The sequence below is a fragment of the Solitalea koreensis genome (assembly GCF_900182575.1).
GTDB lineage: Bacteria > Bacteroidota > Bacteroidia > Sphingobacteriales > Sphingobacteriaceae > Solitalea > Solitalea koreensis.
Map to the genome: position 1 here is coordinate 25,519 of NZ_FXSZ01000011.1, position 21,703 is coordinate 47,221.

The window sequence follows — 21,703 nt, forward strand, 5'->3', positions numbered from 1 at the left end:
AAATGGCCGCTTTGTTTTAATAAGCTTTCACCGTTTCGGCAATTTGCTGGTAAAGATTATTGCTTACATTGGCAAGTGGTAACCGAACTGTATCACCACAAATACCCAGTTCTTTTAAAAAGGCTTTAACTCCTCCCGGGCTACCTTCTGTAAATAACATATTTACAATGTCGATCAATTTATAATGTAGCGGACGTGCTGTTGCAAAATCACCTTTTAAACACAAACGAACCATTGCTGAAAAATCTTTAGGGAATGCGTTACCAATTACAGATATTACTCCGTTAGCTCCAGCTGCAATCATTGGTAATGTAATGCCATCATCACCTGATATGAAAAGAAAGTCATTGGGCTTGTGTTTAATGATCTGCATAAACTGATCAAAATTGCCGGAAGCTTCTTTTATACCAATAATGTTTTTGTGTTCTGCTAAACGAAGAGTTGTTTCAGCAGTTAGGTTGGAACCAGTGCGTCCAGGAACATTATAAAGAATAACTGGAAGTGGTGAATTGTCGGCAAGCGCGGTATAATGCTGATAAATTCCTTCCTGATTAGGTTTATTATAATATGGACTTACTGAAAGAATGGCAGAAAAACCGTCTGGATTAAAGTTTTTCAGTGTTTCAATTGTTTCGTAAGTATTATTGCCTCCAATTCCTGCCACTACAGGAGTGCGGCCGGCATTGGTTTCAAGTATAAAATCAAATACTTTTTTCTTTTCTTCTTTATTAAGAGTTGCTGTCTCTCCAGTGGTTCCCAGCGGAACAAGGTATTCAACACCGCCGTCAATTACGTGTTCAACTACTTTTTTTAAACCATTAAAATCAATGCTGTTATCAGCATTAAAAGGGGTTACTAATGCAACTCCCGTTCCTTTTAAATTTTCAATCATGTTCTAATACTGAAAGATAATGTTTCAGTTCGGTTACAAAATTATAAATACTTGAGTCTTTTTTGCTATCAATCATAAAATCGTAAACAAAACTTCGTTCCGAATCATACCTTCCTATTTTAAATTTAGCGTCTAGTTTGGCAGCGATTAAGCTAAGTTGTAGTTCGTTTTTAGCAGAAAGGTTAATAAGGATATCGTATTCTTGTTTATATGCCTTTAATACCTCTTCTTTAATAGTTAAGTTAAAGTTCAAATGCTCAATAGTGATATAGTTTAAATTATGGGCTTCGGCTTTAAACTCCGCTAAATTGTTTTGATCAACAAACCCGATTGTTTTTACATTCTTATTTTGTGCAGTGAGTTCATTTACCAAATTTTTGATTTGTTTGATTTCATGAACCTGCTCGGTACTAAAAAGAAGAATAATGTTTTTCGCCTCATTAAATGGAACAATTTGAGTATTGATTCTATGCTTTACTGTAAGCTTTTGTAAATTTCTTCGCCCAAAGCTGATGCGAGTGTTATAGATTAAATTCATTTTAACATTTCAAGTAATTCATTGTCGGTAATAATAGGAATACTCAGGTCCGTAGCTTTTTTGAGTTTAGCCGGACCCATATTATCTCCTGCAACAAGAAAATTTAGTTTAGCAGAAATACTGCTTACTATTTTTCCACCATTAGCCTCTATTAAGTCTTTTAGTTCTGCTCGCCCGAATTGAGCAAATACACCAGAAATAAGAAATGTTTTGCCCTCCAGTTTATCACTTTCAAAAACAATTTCTTTTTCTTCTATTTCAAATTGTAAGCCTGCAGCTTTTAATTGTTCAATTTGATAAATATGAGCGGGTTCTGCAAAATAGTCAATAACACTCTCGGCAATTCTGGTTCCAATTTCATTTACAGCAACTAATTCTTCTGTATTTGCGGCAATAAGACGGTCAATGTTTTTAAAATGTTGAACTAACTTTTTGGCAACCGTTTCACCAACATATCGTATCCCTAATCCAAATAACACTTTTTCAAAAGGATTATTTTTTGATGCTTCAATTCCTGCAATTAGGTTGTTTACAGATCGTTGGCCCATTCGGTCAAGCAGCAGTAGTTCAGTTTTTTTATCGCTTAAAGAATAAATATCGGCTATGGTACGAAGCAAGCCTGAATTAAATAATTGAACAATGGTTTCATCACCAAGGCTGTCAATATTCATAGCCTTGCGACTTGTGAAATGCTGCATTTTACCCACAATTTGGGGAGGACAACTAATATCATTCGGGCAATACCAGGCTACTTCTCCTGCTTTACGGATTAATTCCGTTCCGCATTCAGGGCAATTTTGAATGTAAACGGTTTTATGTAAACCAGCCGGGCGCTTATCTAAATTTACACTTATGATTTTCGGTATGATTTCCCCGCCTTTTTCTACCAATACGGTGTCGCCTTCGCGCACATCCAAACGTTCTATTTCATTAGCATTATGTAGTGTAGCACGCTTTACAGTAGTTCCGGCAAGTTGAACAGGCTGAAGATTGGCAACAGGGGTTACCGCCCCGGTTCTTCCAACCTGATAGGTAATCGAAAGTAATCGGGTTTCAACTTCCTGAGCTTTGTATTTATATGATATTGCCCAGCGTGGCGATTTAGCCGTAAAACCTAATTCCTGTTGCTGGGCGTAGTTATTTACTTTAATTACAATTCCGTCGATATCGAACGAAAGCTTGAAGCGTTCATTGTCGAAATCATGAATGAAATCTAAAACCTCGTTGATATTGGAGCAGAGCCTTATGTGTTCAGAAACTTTAAAACCCCAGCTTTTGACAGCTTGTAAACTTTCCCAGTGAGTTTTAAATGGTAGATTATTTCCGTAAAGAAAATAAAGAAAGCAATCCAACGGACGTTTGGCAACTTCGCCTGAATCTTGCATTTTTACGGTTCCCGATGCAAAATTTCGTGGATTGGCAAATGGTTGCTCTCCGTTTTCTTCGCGTTCGGCATTGAGCTTTTCAAAAGCAGCGCGATGCATGAAAACTTCTCCACGAATTTCAAATTCTTCAGGGTAGCCCATTCCTTTAAGCTTATGCGGAATGGTTTTAATGGTTTTAATATTGGTCGTTACATCATCTCCTTTTGTTCCGTCACCTCTGGTTACAGCTTGCGATAGTTTACCGTTGTTGTAAGTTAAACTCATGGAAAGCCCATCAAATTTAAGCTCACATACATATTCAAAATCATCACCTATAGCTTTGCGCACCCTGGTGTCAAAATCAATAAGATCTTGTTCTGAATAAGTATTTCCGAGTGAAAGCATTGGATATTTATGCTTCACGGTTTTGAACGACTTGGTGATTTCGCCTCCTACTTTTAACGTAGGTGAATTGGGGTCTTGATACTCAGGGAATTCTTTTTCAAGTTCAGAAAGCTGTTTTAGCATTTGATCGAACTCCAAATCAGAAATACTAGGCATGGCCAGCACATAATAATTGTAGTTGTGCTGTTGAAGTTCGGAGGTTAAACTTTCTATAAGTTTTTTTGCTTCTTGTGGCGACATAGAGGGCTAAATTAGTGAAATACCCACTAAAGTTGTGATTGGATATTTTTGAAAATGCTCATAAAGTCAGGTTTAAGAGTATTTTTATATTGATTTAGAGTTTTTTGCAGGTGTATGGTGGCTTCTTCTGAAAAATCACTTTTCCATATTCGATAGCAAATTCGGTTTAGGGCATACACCAGTTTATCGAGATCAGTGTAGCTATACAAATATTTATGTTCATTAAATTTATCGAAGAAGTTAAAAAAGGTTTGAGGCTGTTCAATTGAATTGATAGCAAGAAATTGAACAATATTATCCCGGTCAGCCGATTCAAGATTGCGGTAAAAATCAGCTACTTCTACTTTTTCCGTATCAATTAATAAATTATCGAGCAACAGCTCCAATGCAATATGTGCAAGAATGAAAGGTCTAACCGGTGAATCTTCCATTAATGGAGTTATCAACTTCTTGAGTTCCGCTGTCTTTTCTTCAAAAAAAGGGGAGGAGTGAAACAGCTTGTCGACCAATAAATGTCGTTGCCAACCTAAATAAACAGATTTTAATTTTTTATTTTTTAGTAACTGATCTTCAACGAGATGTGGGTGAATGTTCCAGGTTTTGTCAAAATTTTTTGCAAGATCAGGAAGGACGAGTCCTAAAACAAAGTTTGGATCGGCCGATTGTTGGTCAAAGTAAAAGTGAGAGAGAAAATTCATTAAATAGGATAACGTAGATTAATTTAAAAGATTACACAAAAGATAATTATTTCTGTTGAAAGCATACGGATCAGCTACAACGAACTTAACTCAAAACCCTTAATTTTTCTATCTTTGAAATTCACATTTGAATACAATACTAGGCAAGTTAACAGTTTACTATAAAAAAGAATGAATTTCGTAGAAGAATTACGCTGGCGTGGCATGTTGCATGATATTATGCCCGGTACTGAAGAGAAACTCAATGAAGGTGTGATTGCAGGTTATATTGGTTTTGACCCCACTGCCGATTCATTGCATGTTGGTCATTTAACCCAAATCATGACACTCATCCATTTTCAAGCAGCTGGCCATAAACCGTATGCTTTGGTTGGTGGTGCTACCGGAATGGTTGGTGATCCTTCTGGCAAATCAGAAGAACGTAATTTACTTTCATCGGATATATTAACGCATAACCAGGAATGTATCAAAAGGCAGTTGGAGAAGTTTCTTGATTTCGACTGTGGTGCGAACAGTGCTGAAATGGTTAACAACTATGATTGGTTCAAACAGTTCAGTTTCCTTGATTTTATTCGTGATGTAGGTAAACACCTTACAGTTAACTATATGATGGCTAAGGATTCAGTGAGAAGACGGCTAGAAGGAGACACCGGTATGTCGTTTACTGAATTCAGTTATCAATTGGTGCAAGGTTATGACTTTTACTATTTATGGAAACATAAAGGATGCTTTTTGCAAATGGGAGGTTCTGATCAATGGGGCAATATTGTTACCGGTACTGAACTGATTCGCAGGAAAGATGGCGGAACTGCATTTGCATTAACCACACAATTAATAAAAAAAGCCGACGGTACTAAATTTGGAAAAACTGAAAGCGGTGCAGTTTGGTTAGATCCGGCTCGCACTTCTCCTTATAAGTTTTACCAGTTTTGGTTAAACACCAGCGATGCGGATGCCAAAACCTGGATCAGAATTTTTACATTAAAAACAAAAGAAGAGATAGAGGCCTTGGAAGTTGAACATGATCAGGCTCCTCATTTACGTGTTCTTCAAAAAGCATTGGCTAAAGACATTACCATTCGCGTACACTCTGAAGCTGAATACGAAACAGCAGTTAAAAGCTCTGAGTTTTTATTTGGAAATGGATCGGTTGAATTTTTAAATGGAATGGCCGAAAATGATTTGTTAGAAATTTTTGACGGAGTAGAACATTTTCAGGTTGCAAAAGCTGAAGTAGGAAACGGAATTAATGTAGTTGATTTGTTAGGCGAACGTACACGGGTCTTTCCTTCAAAAAGCGAAGCCAAGAAGATGATCCAAGGTGGTGGGGTAAGTATAAATAAAGCTAAAGTCGGAGCAATAGAAGATACTATAAATGCTGATTATTTGATCAATGATAAATTTATAGTGGCACAAAAAGGAAAGAAAAATTACTACCTGATTATTGCTGAATAATTCAAATAGTTCCAAAATATATAACGCCGAATGAGTATCTCATTCGGCGTTTTTTTTTACTTTTTTTAGATCTGATTGGGCTTGTGATCTGGATAAAGTTTTTGATTTTCAGTAAATTAGTATGTTTTTAAATCTATGCTATGAGAAACTTTTATGTTGATATACATTGTCATCCCACTCTAAAACCATACGGTCGTAGCTTCGGTCTTGCTAATGGAGGAAACAGCATTAATCATAATCATAAAAACAGTATTTGGTACTACGATCCGCCGAATTTATTTAGCAAATTTTTGAATATTCTCATCGGTCTTACTCCCTTTTCACAAACCAATTTCTCCTCATTAGTCCATGGTAAAGTAGGATTGATTTTCGTTTCCTTATATCCAATGGAGAAATATCTTTTTAAAAATAGGTTGAAAAAAGTAATAGCCGATTTAATTAGTAAACTTCTGACTGGTGTTAGTCAAGAGCGGGTAAACTTCGTTCAAAATGTTACAGATTACTACGACGACTTAAAAGGCGAGTATGAGTTTTTGCGCCAATTGGATGGCCAGATCGTGTGTATAGCCGGACGAAAATACCGATATATTATTGCAGGTTCTTCATCGGAAGTGGAAAGTCTCTTGAACCAGGAAGATTCAGATATTTTTACGATTGTAGTTTTAATTACGTTTGAAGGCGGCCATTCTTTTGGATGTGGAATTGACCCTCAGGTAAATAAATGCGATGAAGTTAAAGTTTTGCAACGCGTACAAGACGTAAAAAATTGGCCTCATCGCCCTCTGTATATCACCTTTGCCCACCATTTTTATAATGAACTCTGCGGCCATGCCAGGAGTTTTAATGGAATAGCCGGGAAAATTTGCGATCAGAGTTATATGCTGGGTGCAGGTATTTCAGAATTGGGGCATAAAGTATTGCGAGAGTTGCTTGATAATAGAAAAGGTAAACGTATTGTCGTGGATGTAAAGCATATGAGTCCACAATCTAGAAGGGAATATTTCCATTTGCTAGAAACCGAATATGAAACTGAAAATATTCCGATTGTGGTAAGTCATGGTGCGGTTTGCGGAAATGAACGAAATAAACACTTATTTTATAATGACGAAATCAATTTTTATGATGATGAGTTAGTTGCAATAGCCAAAAGTCGTGGGTTGTTTGGAGTTCAATTTGATGGGAGACGAATTGCAAGCAAATCAGAAATAGATGCTAACAGCAGGAGAATTTCAAGGAAAGAAAATCTTTATAATTGTGCCCGCTTAGTGTGGAGGCAAATTGAACACATTGCTGAAGTATTGGATGGTCATGGATTATTCGCATGGGATGTGCAGTGTATAGGTTCTGACTATGATGGGGTAGTTGATCCAATTAAAGGTTATTGGACTGCAGAGGAGTTTCGATACATGGAGGCTCATTTGTTAATGCACGTTTATAATTATGCAGCAGATGGAATGCGAAGTCTTAAAAATGAATTCAATAAAACGCGTCCTGAAGAAATTGTAAATCGTTTTATGTCGTTAAATGCCCAAGAGTTTATTATGAGGAATTATTGAACCAATAAGTTACATCCTCTGATATCACTGTTATCGAATCGACCTAAAATTTCAAAAGATCTGTTTTCAAAGACTCTTCCCAAATCTTGAGTGGCAAGAAATGAGCATGAATTAATATTTGCCAAATCGATGATATTTATTCCGCCAGATTGTTGAGTTAGAATTAGGCTTAACGGGTCATTCGTATCGCGAGTAATAATTTTCATCCAAGGAGGGCATTCAAAAACACCCTCTCCTTTTGAATAAGCTTGAGAAAGAAGTTCGGTCATTCCATACTCTGAATGGATAGCATCAACACCCAGTCCTGATTTTAACTGCTGATGAAGCTCTTCACGCACCATTTCTTTTCGTTTACCTTTCATTCCGCCAGTTTCCATTACAGTGGTGTGTTTCAACTGCATATTGAATTCTTCTATGAAATCAAGAAGGGCATAGGTTACTCCAATTAAAATGGTTTTTTGCTGTTTGCTTTCCAGTTCTTCAAGGGTTTGTTTTAGCTGTTCATGTTCATACAGAAAAAAGCCACTTTTAGGATGATTTGAAAGTTTAATCAATTCTTCAACCATCAAAATAAGTGAAGAACCTTCGCGTTCCAAATACGATGGGAGTAAGGCTAGAAAGCAAAATTCTTTAGGATCTCCATAAAAAAACTCAAATGCCTTAACGAAACTATCTAAGTAAACCTGTTGATCAGTAACATAATGGCGGCTTTGAACCATGCCGGTTGTACCCGAACTCGTAAAAATGATTTCCGCTTTATCTTCTCCTGAAATAATTTTATGTGATTTGAACAGACTGATCGGCAGAAAAGGTATTTCATAAATCGAAAGTATTGTGTTTGCATCTTTACGCAGATGCTCAAGGTATTCCTTGTAAACCAAGTTGTTTTTAGCCTGATACCTAAAAATAGCTAAAGCCATTTGTTCAAATTCTTGTTCAGTACGTATTGAAAAGATGTGTTCTGCCGAGGGTTTCAATATTGGTTATTAGTTATTGGTGAATAGTTATTGGTAGTATTTAATTTAGTTATCAAAAAGTTGAAATTAAAAAACGGTTCGATTATCTATAAAAACAAAAATAGCTAATTCCTGCAAATGGAATTAGCTATTCTTAGTATTGAATCCTGAGTTTATATTCGCTCCAGCAAAAGTTGTTTCAGGTAAGTTCCGGTGATAGCGGCTATTCCTCCTGCTAAACCGCCAATAAGTGAACCTGCAAAAATCAGCAGCATGGGAGATTTGATCATCATCATTTCGGCTATTTTGCCTGTTAAAATGCCATCGGTTCTAAAGTGTAAAATTAAACTGTAAATAAGCCAACTTATAAAAATGGCCACAAATCCTGCAAAAAACGAATGATTCCCTTTTTCCCCTTTCCAAAGGGTAAGTAAGAAAGGAACCAGCATAATTACCCACCAAGGCAGAAAAAATTGGGCTATAGTTGCGATGATTAATATGAGTATGAATAACATGTTTTAAGAGTTAAGAGTTAAAAAAATAAGCAGTATCTCTATTTTAATTATTGACCAGGGACTATTTTTTTAGTTTCAATTTGGAAATAATACGGCTGTCGGCTTCACCTGCATTTTGTAAGAATACAAGTTCATTTAGTTTGCCTTCTGACCAGGTGTTGATCATGTTGTCATAGTAGTAACTGCCGGGATTACCTGATTGACCACCGGGGTACACACCGTATGCTTTTACTTTTTGCCCTAACTGTACAACCATGCGCCATGAAGGGCCGTTATGCTGGTTCATTGCATCTATGGAACCTTTGCTTCCGCCATTAAACAAATGCTTGCTTCCAAAACCGTTAATTTTTGCTAAGTGCGGAACTGTTGTGTTTTTAATATAACCCCATTCCCATTTTTTTCCTTGAGCACCGTTTTGATGGGTCAAACTATCAATAGTTGATTTAAAAGATTGATTAACTAAATCGGTCAAAGTTTCTTTTTTCGAAGTATTAACATTGTCAATCCATTTTGAATTTTGCTCGTGAAGAATAATCTCTACAGTTCTATCACGAGATGGATAACGCATTAGAGGTTCTTGGCCTCCAAAATCATCGGCCCATATTGCATCACGAAGATTCAAGTACCAAAGGTCAAATATTGTAGCGCCAATTTCAGTGGCATTATAGAATTTATTCCATTGGCTTACCACGTCAAATGCTTTTTTCTGTTCAGTATCTAATTTGTGTTGGTCGACAAGTGAAATGAGGGTTGGCAATATGTTTTCTGCATTCACACTGTAGTTATCATATTGGAGCAAACGCATGCTATCAACTGTGATTTTTGTCATTTCCGACAAACGTCGATTTATACGGGCCGCTCGTTCATAAGGAGCAAACTCCCAGTTTAAATAGTAGGGATAACTCGTATCCGTGCTTGATTGATTAGCTGAACTTACAAAACCACGTTCAGGGTTTTTAATAGTTGGGTTTTGATTAGCGGGAATCCAGCCTTGCCAGTCATTTGCAGGATCCGTTCCATCCATTACAAATTTACCTTGCTCTTTCCATTTAAGCGGAAACTTGCCATTGGGGGTAATAGCAATATCGTTTTGATTGCTGGCAAAAACAAAGTTTTGAGCCGGTGCGCTATAATGTGTTAACGCTTCACGATAATCAGCATAGTTTTTTGCACGATTTAAAGTGTAAAATGTAGCCAACTCATCCGATTCATCATGAGCCACCCAACGCATAGCATGGCCAACTGGAACTTGTTCAGCAAATGAAGCACCTGGTTTTTGCGCATTCTCTACATAGACAACCGGGCCGTGATGGGTATAAATAACCGTGTCTGTAATGGTTTTTCCATCGCGAACCGCAATTGTTTCAATGCGTTTTTTTACGGGGTTCCATCTGTTATTCCACCAATACTCATTTTTTTTATTGTCTTTAAATTTAATCTGGTAGAAGTCGAGAACATCGGCATCCACATTTGTTACACCCCAGCTTACATCTCTATTAAAACCAACAATAACACCGGGAGCTCCAGGTAATGAAACACCATATACATTTAATTGAGGAGTAACCAGTTGAACTTGATACCAAATAGAAGGTAAGGTAAGATCAAGGTGAGGGTCATTTGCTAAAATCGGCATACCGGTAGCCGTTTTTTTTCCGGAAACCGCCCAGTTGTTACTACCTATTCCTTCAATTTTCTCTTGTGCTGTAAGCGTATCGGTCATTTGGGCAATAAAGCTTTGTGGAACTTCGGGAGCTTTAATAGGATTAAAAGCCCATTGGGTGCCTACAGGTATAATTGGATCTTCTCGAAATGGATAATCTCTGAAAAGATCTTTAACCACCTGTGGGCCATATTTTCTTAAAATGTTAGTCATGTAGAAATCCTCTGAACTGCCCGCAAGAGTTGCTGTCATTTGTTTTAGTAGCAGTGCACATTTTAAGTTTGTCCATGGTTCAGGTTTATAATCCAGAATTTTGAATTCAAGAGGATAAGTATTGCGGTTCAAACTTTTGATATAAGCATTAATTCCTTCGGTATAGGCTTCTACTTCAGCTTTGATTTTAGGATCTTTCATCATCCCTTTTAAAGAATGTTCAGCCCCGTACCCCATTCCAATTCTGCGTTTGTAACGATCGAGTTCGATGGCGCGACCGCCAATAACTTCAGAAATACGTCCTGATGCAAAACGAGTTTGAAAATCCATTTGCCATAATCGATCCTTGGCCGTTACGTATCCTTGAGCATAATAAGCATCGTGATCATTCTGTGCAAAAATGTGGGGAACCATGTTGTTATCATACAAAATGGTAACTTCTGAAGTAAGACCATCTATTTGTAGCGTTGCTTCGGCTGTTACTTTTTTCCTTTCGGCATTTTGCAGGTAACCCTGATAAGGACTTAGAAACTTGCCAAGAGGAGGTATCACACCCTGTTTATTGTTGAGGGCATAAAAAGCAGCAGCACTTAAAATGAAAGTAAAAAGTACTCTAAATATCTTCATGCGTTTTAGGTTTATATTACTAATGTAATTAATAATATGATTTTTTTAAGGAACTAAATAAGTATGCTTTTTTGTTCCAAAAAACAATAAAGATTGAATTATATCTATTCAATTCATTGCATAAGTATGTTTTAAAACAGATGTTCAAATGTGGAAAAAAAGAAATGTTTTATGCGTGCAGAAAAAAAACTAATTAGGATATTTTTAAATAACTTGGATTTCAGGAACCAATTAATTTATTACTAAACTTAACAATGTATGAAACAATTTTACTCCAAATTATGGACAGCAGTACTTTTGCTGATGATTGTTTTTCAGTTTTCAGCTTTCGCACAAAACGCTGTGACGATTAGTGGTAATGTGAAAGACAAGTTGACAAATGAGCCACTCCCGGGAGTGAGTATCAATGTGAAAGGGAAGGTGACAGGAACCACTACTGATATAAAAGGTAATTTTAGCTTAAAAACGAATACGACGAGTGCATTTACCATTACAGTTGCCTATATAGGTTATAAACCTCAAGAAATCGTAATTAGTGGTAGCCAAATTGGTCTGAGTATTGCAATGGAAGCAGAGGCTATTCTTGGTCAGGAGGTAGTTGTTGCTGCATCAAGGGTGGAAGAAAAAATCCTTGAATCACCGGTTTCAATTGAGAAAATGGGAGCGGCTGCGGTTCAAGCTACTGCAGGTCCTTCATTCTACGATGCTTTAGCTAATATGAAAGGTGTGGAGATGAGTGCACAATCCTTAACTTTTAAATCGATTAACACACGAGGTTTCAATGCAAACGGTAATGAGCGTTTCAACCAATTTATTGATGGTATGGATAACCAGGCTCCTGGTTTAAATTTTTCTGTCGGTAACATCGTGGGTGTTTCTGAGCTTGATGTACAAAGTGTTGAATTATTGCCGGGGGCATCATCAGCACTTTATGGATCGGGAGGTACCAATGGTACGTTGTTGATGACTAGTAAAAGCCCATTCACATCTCAAGGATTAAGTTACTCAGCTAAATTGGGTATGAATCATACTGATGGATATGAAAATGACCGCAGTCCTCTTTATGAGATGAACGTACGTTATGCAAAAGCATTTAATAATAAGTTGGCTTTTAAAATCAACGCTTCGTTACTTCAAGCTACCGATTGGAAAGCTCAAGATAATAGAAATATTGACCGTTTAACTGAAACCATGAAATCTGGTGATAGAAATTCTGATCCTAACTATGATGGTGTAAATGTGTATGGAGATGAGATCAATGCAAATTTGAAAGATGTGGCAAAAGGCATGATTGCCGCAAATGTATTGCCTGCCACAATTTCTACTCCGGGAGGTCCGGTTCCAACGATTAACTTTTTTCCTAATCAATCAGTTTCAAGAACAGGATATCAGGAAAGTGATTTAGTAGATTTTGATACCAAGAGTTACAAGTTCAGCGGCGCATTACATTACAGACTCAATAGCTCGGTTGAGGCGATTGCACAGGCAAACTGGGGAACAGGTACATCTGTATATACAGGCTCTGACCGTTATTCATTAAGAAATTTCAGCCTTGGTCAATATAAACTGGAATTAAAAGGTTCTAATTTTTATTTGAGAGGATACACTACCCAAGAACGTTCAGGAGAGGCTTACAATGCCACTGCTTTGGCCTCAATTATTAACGAATCATGGAGTCCAAGTGCACCAGATCCGGAACGACCATCAGTGGCACCTTGGTTCCCAACTTATACAGGAGCTTTTTTTCAAGCAAAATTAGCAGGTAAATCTGATGAGGATGCATTTAATATAGCAAGAGCAACGGCTGATAAAAATCGTCCGGCCCCTGGTTCTGAAACATTCAATACCTTAAAAGATCAAATTACCGCAAGAACCATTGGGCCTGCTTTTGGTGCTAAATTCAACGATAAAACCAACTTATACCAGACGGAAGGGATGTACAACTTTACTGAGCAAGTTAAGTTTGCTGAATTGTTGACAGGTGCTTCTTACAAGGTATATGATCTTAATTCTGACGGTACTATTTTCGACGATGCTGCCCAAAGTATTGACATTAAAGAGTATGGTGCTTTTGCTCAGATGGGTAAAAAGGTGTTAAATGATAAGTTGAAACTTACGGCAGGCATCAGGTATGATAAAAACGAAAACTTTAAAGGAAGCTTTACGCCGCGAGTTTCAGCAGTCTATACTGTTGCCAATGATCATAATTTCCGTGTTTCTTATCAAACAGGTTTCCGTAACCCAACTACACAAAATCAATTTATTGATCTGTTAATTCGTGCAAATACACGTTTAATTGGTGGTTTACCGGTGATTCTTGATAAATATAACTTGAGAACCAATAAGGGATACACGCAAGCAAGTTTAATTGAATTCCAAAAAACGGGTGATCCTGCAGTATTACAAAAATATACTTTCACTGAGTTTAGCCCGGAAAGTGTAAAAGCATATGAAATTGGCTACAAGGGTCTAATCAACAGAAAACTATTGGTTGATTTCTATTACTATTACAATTCATACAAAAACTTTATTTCCACTTTGAATTTGGTTCAATCGTCAGATGGAACTCCTGCTGGTATTGCTACAGGTAAAACCTTCTCAACCGTAGTAAATAATCCGGCTAAAGTTAATTCACAAGGATGGGCCTTAGGTTTGGACTATATGATTTCTAAATATTCAATTGGTGGCAACGTTTCATTTAATGAATTAAAGGGAGGCCAAGACGCATTAGAAACAAGCTACAATACACCTAAAGTTCGTTATAACTTGAATTTTGGCAGCAAAGAAGTATTCAAAAATACCGGCTTTAACATTTCTTACCGCTGGCAAGATGCTTTCAATTGGTCTTCATCGTTTGCAACAGGTGATGTGCCCGCTTTTGGATCAGTTGATGCAATGGTTAGCTATAAAGTTCCTTCCATGAAAACCATGTTTAAAATGGGTGGTTCAAACATCATGAACAAATACTACAGAACCTCATTCGGTAACCCTCAAATGGGAGGGGTTTACTACGTGAGCATTTTATTTGATCAATTTTTGAAATAATTGCTGATGAAAAGTAATTAGTAAAAGCACCATGCAGTTTGTATGGTGCTTTTTTTTTTACAATGTTTCGCTTTAAAATTTTGTTGTATGAAGATAGATTATATCGCTCTTTCTATACCCGTTTTCTTCATTCTGATTGGAGTTGAATTGGCTTACACATTCTACAAAAAGTTGGCTTATTACCGGTTGAATGATTCATTGGCCAACCTAAGTCAAGGAATAGGGTCACAGTTGATAGGGCTTTTCTTGAAAACAGTAACTTTTTTTGGATACCTCTATATTTTCAACCATTGGAAAGTTTATGTATTCCATAATTCATTCTTAACCTGGATTTTACTTTTTCTGAGTGTTGATTTCTTTTACTACTGGTTTCATCGGATGAGCCATGAAGTGAATGCGCTTTGGGCGGCGCACATTGTACATCATCAATCAGAGGAATATAATCTTACTGTAGCCTTACGGCAGTCATGGTTTCAGGGAGGATTTTCATGGGTGTTTTTTTTACCATTGGCTTTTGTTGGTTTTGAACCGATTATGATGTTAACAGTAAGTTCATTTAATACCTTGTATCAATTCTGGATACATACACGCATGATCAATAAAATGGGACCCTTGGAATGGATCTTTAATACACCATCACACCACCGTGTTCATCATGGATCCAATCCAAAATACATTGATAAAAATCACGCCGGCTCCTTAATTATTTGGGATCGTATGTTTGGGACCTTTCAAAAAGAAGAAGAGGAAGTAGTATATGGCATCACCAAACCATTAGCCAGTTGGGATCCAACCTGGGCAAATTTTCATTATTGGTTTGATTTATTTACTGTGGCAAAGAAATCAAAAAATGTAAAAGATACATTGGCACTATTTATTAAGCCTCCGGGATGGCTTCCCGAATACTTGGGTGGTATGCAATACGCCCCTGAAATTGATTTGGCTTCTTATAAAAAGTACAATCCGGAGTATAATAAAAGGGCTCTGTTTTATATTCTGTTTCAGTTTGTTTTAGCCCTTGGTTTAGCCAGCACGCTTTTATTTACCTATAGCAAATTAACCCTTGCTCAATTGGTTTTTGCCAGTGTATTTGTGCTGTTCACATTAACCACCTGCGGCGCTCTTCTGGAACAACGAAAATCGTTGCTTAAGTTCGAATGTTATAGGTTGATATTCGGGATAGCCGGGACCTTTTTATTTATAAACAGGCCTTTTTTTAATATTCTTTTGGTAAGCAATATCGTATTGGTCGTAACTTCTTTTATTTGGTTTTATAAAACTAAAGAGAAGAATATACCAGATATTGTTGATGCCTAGGAGAGTTGTATTAGTATATTATGATTTTTTTAGATTCAATTGCCATGAAACTCCGAATTTATCAGAGCACCAAGCGTATTTCTCGCTAAACGGATAAACATTTAAGGGCATCAAGATATGGCCGCCTTTTGTCAGCTCACTAAATACATGGTCAAGATCTGCTTCTTTATTAAAGGTTACATGGATAGACATGGCCGGGGTAAAGGTAAAATCATGTTTTATAATGCTATCTATACACAAGAATTCTTGTCCGTTTAAGGAGAAAGCAGCAAGCTTAACACTTCCTTCTTTACCCATTTCATTAGCACCATAACGTAAAATATTATTGATAGAAGAGTTCTCGAATAGGGAGATGTAAAAATTCATAGCCTCCTCTGCATTTCCACTAAACATTAAGAATGTTGCAATCTGTTGCATATTGTTGTAAATTCTTTTCGCTAATTTACTATAATCTTCCTAATTGCTGTCAGTCTGAGCGGAGAGTCGAAGACTTTTAAGTTTCTTTGCGATAGCTAATATCTGTTCAATTGATCCTTTTTTAGTAATTTTATCATAAGCCTTTGAGAGTTATACTATGTTTACAATTGATCAAATTAAAGAAGCGCATTCGAAAGTTAAAACGGGCGCTGACTTTCCAAGCTATGTTCAAAATCTTATCAAATTGGGTGTCATCCATTACAGTACTCATGTTGAAGATGGGCATACCGAGTATGTTGGAGAAAATAATTACAGGGTTCAATCGAATTCCAGCTACCCCACTTTGAATATTGCTGAAAAGAGTGAACTTGAAAAATTCAAAGACAATTTGAAAAATCATCAACAAGGAGAAACGGATTATTTTACCTTTTGCAGGCAGTCAGCAGCGTTGGGAGTTGATAAGTGGATAGTTGATATGATTCAAATGACCTGCACGTACTATGATAAAATTGGAGATGTAATGCTCGTTGAAGAAATTCCGAAGCCTTAACTAAGTGACCTGTTGATCGATTTTGATAAATCAATTTAAAGTTAAACACATCTCACTTATCAGTAATTCTGTAGTCATGGAAAAAAGTATGCAAAAAATCACCCCATTCTTATGGTTTGCTAACAATGCCGAAGAAGCGGTGAATTTTTATATCTCCATTTTTAAAGATGCAAAAATTGTAAGCGTTTCGCGCTATGGAGATGCAGGTCCTGGGCCGAAAGGCTCAGTAATGACCGCTACTTTTCAACTGTTCGGACAAGATTATATCGCACTTAATGGTGGTCCAATGTTTAAGTTTACTGAGGCTATATCGTTTGTGGTGAATTGTGAAACACAAACCGAAGTTGATGTGTATTGGGATAAGCTTTCAGAAGGGGGAGAAAAATCAAGATGTGGTTGGTTGAAAGATAAATTCGGTTTATCATGGCAAATTGTTCCTGTCGCACTCAGTGAATTGATGCGTCATAAAGATCCTGAGAAATCAAAAAGAGTAATGCAAGCAATGCTCAAAATGGATAAACTCGATATTGAGATTTTAAAAAATGCCTAATTACTTTTTTAAAAATTCCAAACTCAAAGCCAATGCTTCTTCCGTATGCTTAGGGAGCGCTACGCTATTCCAGGGATGTTTGCCGCCGAATGTATGACCAGCTTCTGTGATTATTTTTAGGTTACTCATTGGAAGTTTTTCATGAAGACCGGTTACTTCAGCAATGCTAACCGCTTCATCCTCGTTGCCATGAATAAACTGCACGGGCACATTTATTCTTGAGGCAGCTTCCTCCAAATCCAATCGCTGCTGATGCTCAAAGAAATCAGTATAAAACTGGTAATATATTGGTAATTGCTGCCCGGTACGAGCATTGGTAATATAAGTCACTCCTTTGCTTTTCCATTCTTGTGGATCGTACATGGTCACCCGTTTCAACGTATTTCCAACGGATGCCCAAGCCAGCACTTTCTTCACCCGTGAATCTTCTGCAGCTTTAAGTAGTGAAATACCTGCACCTATACTGTGTCCCCACAAGTAAAGTTTTTGCCCATCCACTTCATCTTCATAATCTTTACTGTTGAGTATAAAGTTTAATACAACTCCAAGATCATCCAATTGGATTGAATAGTTATTGTTGCCGAAAGCTTCAGCATCGGCAAAATCTTGTAGTTGTAAAGGTGAGGTGCCATTGTGAGAAAAATTGAACGAAACCACAAAAAAACCTTCCCTGGCAAAACGTTCGGCTATAATGGGAAAATGCCCCCAGTCTTTAAAACCCTTGAACCCATGCGAAAATACCAAAATTGGCTTTTTGATTTTATTAGGTAGAAAACGAAGATCGGTTGCGATCGGTTTTCCAGTAAAAGAGGTTAGTAGGATTGATTGAGTATTCATAGTTAGGAAGAGGTTTCTAAATTGGATGAACAAATTGCGTTTAATTAGGTTTTGTCTTCTGTCATTTCTAAAGAAAAAAGTTTCTGGCATTTACGCTAAGTGGTTTTAAGATTCTGCTTTCCATTTCAAACAAATTACAAATAATGATTTTTTACTATTAAATTGTAAAACAGTTATTTAAGGAGAATGTACATGAAAAAGGAAAAAGATACCCTGGCAAAGCAAAGCAATAATTTATCGGGGAACAAACCCGAAGTTAGTGACGACTTGAAACCTCAATTTCTAAATAATCCAATAATTTCAGCTCCTCCAATTACCAAACAATATTTAAAGGCAGTAATAAATCATAAAGTTGAAGGTAAAAATTTTTACTTTACTGATGGAACCGCAACAGTTCAAATTCAGGTATTAAGTGATGAAATCATTCGTGTGCGAATGGCTCCACAAAGTGTTTTTCTAGCTGATTTCTCCTATGCAATAAGTCCGTTTGATCATCGGATTTCACATATCGATTTTTTTGAAAACAATGAGGTTTACAAGGTTTCCACTACCATGGTTAGTTGTGTTGTTTGCAAAGAAAATTTTTTAATCTCATTTGTTGATAATCAGGATCGTGTAATCAGTGCCGATGATAAATCCATGCATTATGAAGAAAATGCGGATTTTGGGGGGTATTACGTGTATTGTAGTAAAATCTGTAATCCGCATGAAAACTTCTTTGCCTTAGGTGATAAACCCACAAATTTCAATTTAAGAGGCAAACGACTTAATCTTTGGAATACCGATACTTATGCTTTTTCCAGAAACCAGGATCCATTATATCGAAGTATTCCGTTCTATATTGGACTCAATGAAGGGATCAGCTATGGTATTTTTTTCGATAATACCTTTCGTACGCATTTTGATTTTGCACATGAAAAATCCAATCGGGTAAGTTTTTGGGCCGATGGAGGTGAGTTGAACTACTACTATATACATGGTCCGCAGATGATCGATGTGGTAAAGCGTTATCATTGTCTTACCGGTACCCACGAAATGCCCCCCATGTGGGCATTGGGTTATCATCAGTGCAGGTGGAGTTATTATCCGGAAGCAAAAGTGAAAAACCTCGCCGATACCTTCCGTGAGAAAAAAATTCCATGTGATGCCATCTACCTGGATATTGATTATATGGATGGATACCGTTGTTTCACTTGGGACAAGCGCTACTTTCCTGATCCCAAAGGAATGATGCAGGAATTAGAAGCCATGGGATTTAAAACTGTAGTCATCATTGATCCGGGTATTAAGGTGGATGAAAATTATTGGGTATATAAAGAAGGGAAGGAACACAATTACTTCTGCCGACGATGCGACGATTATTTTATGGAAGGAAACGTATGGCCTGGCCGTTGTCAATTCCCTGATTTTACGAATCCCAAAGTCCGTGATTGGTGGGGCGGTTTGTTTAAAGAGTTGGTAGAAGCAGGAGTTGATGGTATTTGGAACGATATGAACGAACCTGCCGTATTTGGCAGTGGAACTTTCCCTGATGATGTTCGTCATAATTTTGATCATTATCGGGGTTCACACCGTAAGGCACACAATATTTATGGAATGCAAATGGTTCGCGCTACTTTTCAAGGGCTTAAGAAGCAGCAGAGAAATAAGCGCCCATTTACCATTACACGTGCCGGATATTCAGGTGTTCAGCGCTATGCCTCAGTTTGGACTGGTGATAATATAGCTACCTGGGAACACTTGAAACTGAATAACATCATGTGTCAGCGTTTGAGTATTTCGGGTATTTCGTTTTGTGGGGCCGATATAGGAGGTTTTACCGGCGAACCGGATGGTGAATTATTTACACGCTGGATTCAACTGGGCGTTTTTTCACCTCTGATGCGTGCTCATTCAGCAGGCGATACCAAAGAACGTGAGCCTTGGTCATTTGGCGAAGAATATGAAAAGATATGCCGTCGATTTATTGAACTTCGCTATCAGTTATTACCTTACCTGTATACTGCATTTTGGCAACATCAGCGCCATCAACTTCCGGTTTTACGGCCGGTGGTAATGCTCGAACAAGACAATCAGATTAATCATTTTCGGGAAGATGAATTTTCTTTCGGTGATAAAATATTGATCTGTCCTGTGCTTGAACCGGGAGTAAATTCAAGAAAAGTGTATCTGCCCAAAGGAAATTGGTATAATTTCTTTACAAATGAAAAAATGGATGGAGGTAAGGAGCATGTAGTGCCAACGCCAATTGATTCCATGCCTGTTTTTATTAAAGCGGGTTCAGTGATTCCTTTGTATCCGGTGATGCAATATGTAAATGAGATCGATTTTGAAGCACTTACACTCAAAACTTATTTCAGCGACAAACCGGCTGAATCGGTAGTATACGAAGACGAAGGCGATGGTTTTGGCTACCAACAAGGAGTTTTTTTGGAGAAACGATTTAATGTAAACGGTACGAATTCTACTTTTATAATGAAGCAAAGAATCGAAGGGTTATACAGCCCACAATACGATAAGTATCATCATTTTATTTATGGTTTACCGTTTAGAGCGGGTAGAATTATGGTAGATGGAAATGAACTGAAACAATACAGTGTCGATAGCAAAAACCGGCTCTCTTTTAAAACCTCCAGAGATTTTCATACGATCGATATTAAAAGCTAGATGCTACAGGAATAATAGATTGAAGGAAAAATATTTTCTATGTTCAATCGGTTTATGGTTTTTATCTCAAATATTTGAAAAACAGATTAATGCCTTTTTGCGTTATTGGCTTAAGTGTGAGTAAGTGTGCACCTTGAATCTTATTAATTTCTGTTTAGCAATTTTACTTTATTCGTTTAAGGAGAAAGTATTATCTCCATAGCAATGGTTTTTTATTAAAAGCTTTAATTGAAATCAATATGGAAAATAAAAGAATAATCACGGTATTTGGGGCTACCGGGGCACAAGGTGGCGGCCTTGTCAGAGCAATTCTGGCGGATAAAAACAGCGGTTTCAAAGTACGGGCTGTTACCAGAAATACTAATTCAGAAAAAGCAAAAGCATTGGAACAATTAGGAGCAGAAGTTGTCGCAGCGGATATAGATGATGTTGCAAGTATCAAAAAAACATTGGAAGGTGCTTACGGAGCTTACTTTGTTACCTTTTTTTGGGAGCATTATTCTGCCGAAAAGGAACAACAGGAAGTAGTCAATTTTGTAAATGCCGCTAAAGATTCAAATCTGCAACATATCATTTGGTCAACTTTAGAAGATACCAGAAATTGGGTACCCTTGGATGATGACAGGATGCCAACATTGCAGGGTAAATACAAAGTGCCTCATTTTGATGGTAAGGGTGCTTCAGATGTGGTTTTTAAAGAGGCAGGCTTACCAGTAACGTTTTTACGGACCTCCTTCTACTGGGATAATTTTATCCATTTTGGAATGGAGCCCAAAAAAGCCGAAGATGGGAATTACTATATCACTTTTCCAATGGACGACAAAAAATTAAGTGGGATGGCTGCTGAAGATATTGGCAAATGTGCGTATGGTATTTTTAAAAAAGGAACTGAAACCCTTGGAAAAACAATTGGCATCGTTGGCGAACAATTAAATGGAAAAGATATGGCGGCAAAGCTTTCCAAGGCCTTGGGCATAAATGTTATGTATAATAATATAACTCCTGAATTGTTCCGCAGCTTTGGATTCCCGGGTGCCGATGATTTAGGGAATATGTTTCAGTTTAAAAGAGATTTTAATGAGGATTTTAATGGGATACGCAATGTTGAATATTCTAAAGAGCTAAATCCTGAATTGCAGAGTTTTGACAAATGGCTTTCTTTAAATAGTAGTAAAATTCCAATAGGCTAATTTTTTTTCGA

The 21,703-nt window shown here is 37.2% G+C and carries 17 protein-coding genes; 8 read left to right on the plus strand and 9 right to left on the minus strand.

Translation table 11 applies throughout. The features are described 5' to 3' along the window. Positions 1–16 precede the first annotated feature (16 nt). From dapA to FN756_RS13120, 4 genes are read right to left on the minus strand one after another with little or no spacing between them, the layout of a single operon-like run. Positions 17–889 (minus strand): 4-hydroxy-tetrahydrodipicolinate synthase, encoded by an 873-nt coding sequence (dapA, locus tag FN756_RS13105; protein ID WP_394344424.1) that lies wholly within the window; start codon positions 887–889, stop codon positions 17–19. Further along, positions 885–1,430 (minus strand): DUF6913 domain-containing protein, encoded by a 546-nt coding sequence (locus tag FN756_RS13110; RefSeq protein ID WP_142604566.1) that lies wholly within the window; start codon positions 1,428–1,430, stop codon positions 885–887. The genes dapA and FN756_RS13110 overlap by 5 nt, the downstream gene beginning before the upstream one ends. Continuing rightward, the gene (gene ligA, locus FN756_RS13115) at positions 1,427–3,439 is read right to left on the minus strand and encodes an NAD-dependent DNA ligase LigA (RefSeq protein ID WP_142604567.1); all 2,013 of its coding nucleotides are present in this window, start codon (positions 3,437–3,439) and stop codon (positions 1,427–1,429) included. Before ligA ends, FN756_RS13110 begins: the two co-directional genes overlap by 4 nt. 26 nt (positions 3,440–3,465) lie before the next feature. Then, a complete protein-coding gene (locus tag FN756_RS13120) occupies positions 3,466–4,137 on the minus strand; it encodes an ACP phosphodiesterase (protein WP_142604568.1) in 672 nt (223 codons plus the stop codon). Between the two features lie 171 nt (positions 4,138–4,308). Between FN756_RS13120 and tyrS the strand changes: the two genes are divergently transcribed. Together tyrS and FN756_RS13130 are read left to right on the plus strand one after the other, a co-directional pair. Beyond that, the gene (gene tyrS, locus FN756_RS13125) at positions 4,309–5,592 is read left to right on the plus strand and encodes a tyrosine--tRNA ligase (RefSeq protein ID WP_142604569.1); all 1,284 of its coding nucleotides are present in this window, start codon (positions 4,309–4,311) and stop codon (positions 5,590–5,592) included. Between the two features lie 140 nt (positions 5,593–5,732). After that, positions 5,733–7,148 carry a membrane dipeptidase gene (locus FN756_RS13130; RefSeq protein WP_142604570.1) on the plus strand — a complete coding sequence of 472 codons (1,416 nt, stop codon included), beginning with the start codon at positions 5,733–5,735 and terminating at the stop codon, positions 7,146–7,148. Here the strand turns inward: FN756_RS13130 and FN756_RS13135 are convergent. The 3 genes from FN756_RS13135 to FN756_RS13145 form a co-directional block, all read right to left on the minus strand. Then, complete coding sequence (locus FN756_RS13135) at positions 7,142–8,128, minus strand: LuxE/PaaK family acyltransferase (protein WP_246085475.1); 987 nt, start codon at positions 8,126–8,128, stop codon at positions 7,142–7,144. The genes FN756_RS13130 and FN756_RS13135 overlap by 7 nt on opposite strands. Positions 8,129–8,277: 149 nt before the next feature. After that, the gene (locus FN756_RS13140; protein WP_142604571.1) at positions 8,278–8,619 is read right to left on the minus strand and encodes a hypothetical protein; all 342 of its coding nucleotides are present in this window, start codon (positions 8,617–8,619) and stop codon (positions 8,278–8,280) included. Positions 8,620–8,680: 61 nt separating this feature from the next. Next, positions 8,681–11,119, minus strand: a complete 2,439-nt coding sequence (locus FN756_RS13145) for a penicillin acylase family protein (RefSeq protein WP_142604572.1) — start codon at positions 11,117–11,119, stop codon at positions 8,681–8,683. A 258-nt stretch (positions 11,120–11,377) separates the two neighbouring features. Between FN756_RS13145 and FN756_RS13150 the strand changes: the two genes are divergently transcribed. Both FN756_RS13150 and FN756_RS13155 read left to right on the plus strand, forming a co-directional pair. Further along, on the plus strand, positions 11,378–14,164 hold the full coding sequence (locus FN756_RS13150; protein ID WP_142604573.1) for a TonB-dependent receptor: 2,787 nt from the start codon (positions 11,378–11,380) through the stop codon (positions 14,162–14,164). 87 nt (positions 14,165–14,251) lie between these two features. Beyond that, positions 14,252–15,481, plus strand: coding sequence for a sterol desaturase family protein (locus FN756_RS13155; RefSeq protein ID WP_142604574.1), 1,230 nt, complete (start codon positions 14,252–14,254; stop codon positions 15,479–15,481). A gap of 18 nt (positions 15,482–15,499) precedes the next feature. Here the strand turns inward: FN756_RS13155 and FN756_RS13160 are convergent, their stop codons facing one another. After that, on the minus strand, positions 15,500–15,898 hold the full coding sequence (locus FN756_RS13160; protein WP_221929065.1) for a VOC family protein: 399 nt from the start codon (positions 15,896–15,898) through the stop codon (positions 15,500–15,502). A gap of 157 nt (positions 15,899–16,055) precedes the next feature. Between FN756_RS13160 and FN756_RS13165 the strand changes: the two genes are divergently transcribed. Together FN756_RS13165 and FN756_RS13170 are read left to right on the plus strand one after the other, a co-directional pair. After that, positions 16,056–16,448: a DUF1398 domain-containing protein gene (locus tag FN756_RS13165; protein ID WP_142604576.1), complete on the plus strand. Its 393-nt coding sequence runs from the start codon at positions 16,056–16,058 to the stop codon at positions 16,446–16,448. A gap of 88 nt (positions 16,449–16,536) precedes the next feature. Then, positions 16,537–16,998 (plus strand): VOC family protein, encoded by a 462-nt coding sequence (locus FN756_RS13170; protein WP_142604577.1) that lies wholly within the window; start codon positions 16,537–16,539, stop codon positions 16,996–16,998. Here the strand turns inward: FN756_RS13170 and FN756_RS13175 are convergent, their stop codons facing one another. After that, the gene (locus FN756_RS13175; RefSeq protein ID WP_185955287.1) at positions 16,999–17,835 is read right to left on the minus strand and encodes an alpha/beta hydrolase family protein; all 837 of its coding nucleotides are present in this window, start codon (positions 17,833–17,835) and stop codon (positions 16,999–17,001) included. Between the two features lie 192 nt (positions 17,836–18,027). Here FN756_RS13175 and FN756_RS13180 point away from each other — a divergent pair, with 192 nt between their 5' ends. Both FN756_RS13180 and FN756_RS13185 read left to right on the plus strand, forming a co-directional pair. Further along, positions 18,028–20,502 carry a glycoside hydrolase family 31 protein gene (locus FN756_RS13180; protein ID WP_142604579.1) on the plus strand — a complete coding sequence of 825 codons (2,475 nt, stop codon included), beginning with the start codon at positions 18,028–18,030 and terminating at the stop codon, positions 20,500–20,502. A gap of 239 nt (positions 20,503–20,741) precedes the next feature. Next, a complete protein-coding gene (locus FN756_RS13185) occupies positions 20,742–21,692 on the plus strand; it encodes an NmrA/HSCARG family protein (protein ID WP_142604580.1) in 951 nt (316 codons plus the stop codon). Positions 21,693–21,703: the final 11 nt, after the last annotated feature.